Below are 2245 nucleotides of genomic sequence, written 5' to 3'. Positions count from 1 at the left end.
GACCCGTCGACCCCGAGCATCGCGGCCGCGTGCTGGCGCACGGCGCGCTCGTCCGGGGTCGTGGGGGCCAGCAGGCACGTCGCCTCGACGAGGTGCTGGCCCGGTGGGGCGTACTCGGGTGCGACCAGGCTCATCACCGCGGCGTTGACCACGGGCCCGCGTCGCCGGGCGTCCACGACCACGGCGGGCTCGACCGCGGGGGCCTCGTCGGTCGCGTACCAGTGGGTGACGAGGCCCTTCATGGGCGGTGTCGGCAGACCGGTCAGGTGCTGGGCGGTCGCCGGATCGGTCGCGACGACGACCGCCCGGGCCGTGACCGGTCCTGCGGTGGTCCGGGTGCGGCGCCCGTGGGGTACCCGCTCGATGCTCTCGACGGCGGTCCCCAGGCGCAGGTCTGGCACGTCGCGTGCGAGCTGGGCGGGCAGGGCGCCCATGCCCGCGGCAGGCACCCCCGGGGTCCCCAGCAGGAAGGCGCGCACCAGCAGCCTGGTGAGCCGGGCCGACGTCGTGCCGTCTGCCTCGGCGAGCACACCGGCCAGGAACGGCTCGAGCACGCCCCGGCGCAACGGGCCGTGGACCCCGGCGTGGTCGAGGGAGTCGGTGAGGGTGCGGTCACCGCGGGAGAGGAGCCCGCGCACGGGACCCATCGCGGGCGCGACCCAACGGGCCAGGGCCAGCAGCTCGACGGGCCGGAGGAGCCCGCTCGTCAGGGTGCGGGGGAGCAGGCCGGGGGCGCGCCGCGGGTCGGCGAGCAGTCTCAGGCCGGTGTCGTCGCGGACCAGCACCCCGGGCAGGAAGGGCCTCAGGTCGAGGTCCTCGAGGTCGACCCGGTCGCGGACGGCCGGGTAGGCAGGGTTGAGGAGCTGGAAACCGCGGTCGACCGTGAAGCCGTCGACGCGGTCGCTGCGGACGCGCCCGCCCGGCGCGTCCCCGGCCTCGACCAGGCGGACGTCGACCCCGGCCCGCGCCAGGGTCCGCGCGCACTCGAGGCCCGCCATGCCCGCCCCCACGACCAGCACCTCGCAGTCCATGGGCCGAGCCTAGGTCAGGTGACGTCGCCCTCCCCGGGGCCACGCTCGAGGCGGAAGGCCCGCCCGGAGATCTCGGTCACGTCGATCGCGACGTACTCGTCCTTCTCGGTCGGCACCCACGACCGTAGGCCGAGCCCTTCGGCAGCCGCCGCCTCCCGGTCCCGCAGGTGGTGCGCGACCCCGCGGACGACCACGCTGCGCGCGTGGGTCTGGTCGACCTCGTCGACCTCGAAGGCCACGTCACGGTTCATCTCGACGCCCAGGAGCTTGCTGCCCGCGCGGGTGCTGAAGACGATCCGGCTTCCGTGCAGCACGTGGTTGACCGGGGCGATGTGCACCTCGTCCGCGAGGTGGAAGGCCAGGCGCCCCACCCCGGCCCGGCCCAGCAGCTCCCACGCCTGCTCGGCGGAGAGCGGGACGACGACGTCCTCGTCAGTGCTCATCGGGACACCTCCTGGTGTTCATCCGAAGGTAACCAAGGATCTGTCCGAGCGCCTGGGACCTCGGTCCGCGACCGTTCTCGCAGGACGTGGGGCCCGTGCGGCGCGTCCCGCGCTGGACGGCCCCACCTCAGCGAGGAGGATGGGCCCGTGACCACCATCGACACGACCGAGACCAGCCGACGGCTGCGCTGCGCGCTGTTCGTCGACTTCGACAACGTCTACATCGGGCTGCAGCGCCTCGACCCGCAGGCCGCCGAGGCCTTCGCGAGCTCCCCCGCGCACTGGCTCGCGGCCCTCGAGACGGGCAGCGACGCGGACGGGGAGTTCTCCCGACGGTTCCTGGTGCGCTCGTGCTACCTCAACCCCTCGGCGTTCTCCCAGTTCCGGCCCAACTTCACGCGGGCGGGGTTCAGCGTCGTGGACTGCCCGTCGCTGACCCAGCAGGGCAAGAGCAGCGCCGACATCAACCTGGTCCTCGACGCGGTGGACGCCCTGAGCGCCCAGACCCGTTACGACGAGTTCGTGATCCTCTCGGCGGACGCCGACTTCACGCCCCTGGCCCTGCGCTGCCGCGCCGAGGACCGCCGGGTCACCATCATCACGGCGGGTCCGGCGGCGAGCGCCTACCGGGCCGTGGCCGACCAGGTCGTGACGGCCGACGAGCTCGCCGAGCTCCTCCAGCAGCCCGACCCGACCGAGATCGAGCCCCCCGCCCCCGCCCCGGAGCCGGTGGCCGCGGCGAAGGGGTCCTCCGGCGCGGGACGGTCGGGC

The 2245-nt window shown here is 74.6% G+C and carries 3 protein-coding genes; 1 reads left to right on the top strand and 2 read right to left on the bottom strand.

Translation table 11 applies throughout. The annotated features are described in order from the left end of the window. Both L0B03_RS16900 and L0B03_RS16895 read right to left on the bottom strand, forming a co-directional pair. The coding region (locus L0B03_RS16900; RefSeq protein WP_250448033.1) for an NAD(P)/FAD-dependent oxidoreductase at positions 1-1031 on the bottom strand (1031 nt) is incomplete at its 3' end. 14 nt (positions 1032-1045) lie between these two features. Further along, entirely contained in the window at positions 1046-1474 is a 429-nt protein-coding gene (locus L0B03_RS16895) for a pyridoxamine 5'-phosphate oxidase family protein (RefSeq protein WP_250448031.1), read from the bottom strand. A gap of 147 nt (positions 1475-1621) precedes the next feature. Between L0B03_RS16895 and L0B03_RS16890 the strand changes: the two genes are divergently transcribed. Next, positions 1622-2245 (top strand): NYN domain-containing protein (locus L0B03_RS16890; protein ID WP_250448029.1); only part of this gene is annotated, 624 nt, incomplete at its 3' end.

It is taken from the genome of Actinotalea sp. C106 (assembly GCF_023630195.1).
Lineage (GTDB): Bacteria > Actinomycetota > Actinomycetes > Actinomycetales > Cellulomonadaceae > Actinotalea.
The sequence above is the reverse complement of the archived record's forward strand: the minus strand, read 5'-3'. Positions and strand labels throughout refer to the sequence as shown.

Coding starts and splice junctions, on each gene's coding strand:
- L0B03_RS16895 (WP_250448031.1), bottom strand. CDS start 1,474: ATGAGCACTGACGAGGACGTCGTCGTCCCGCTCTCCGCCGAGCAGGCG.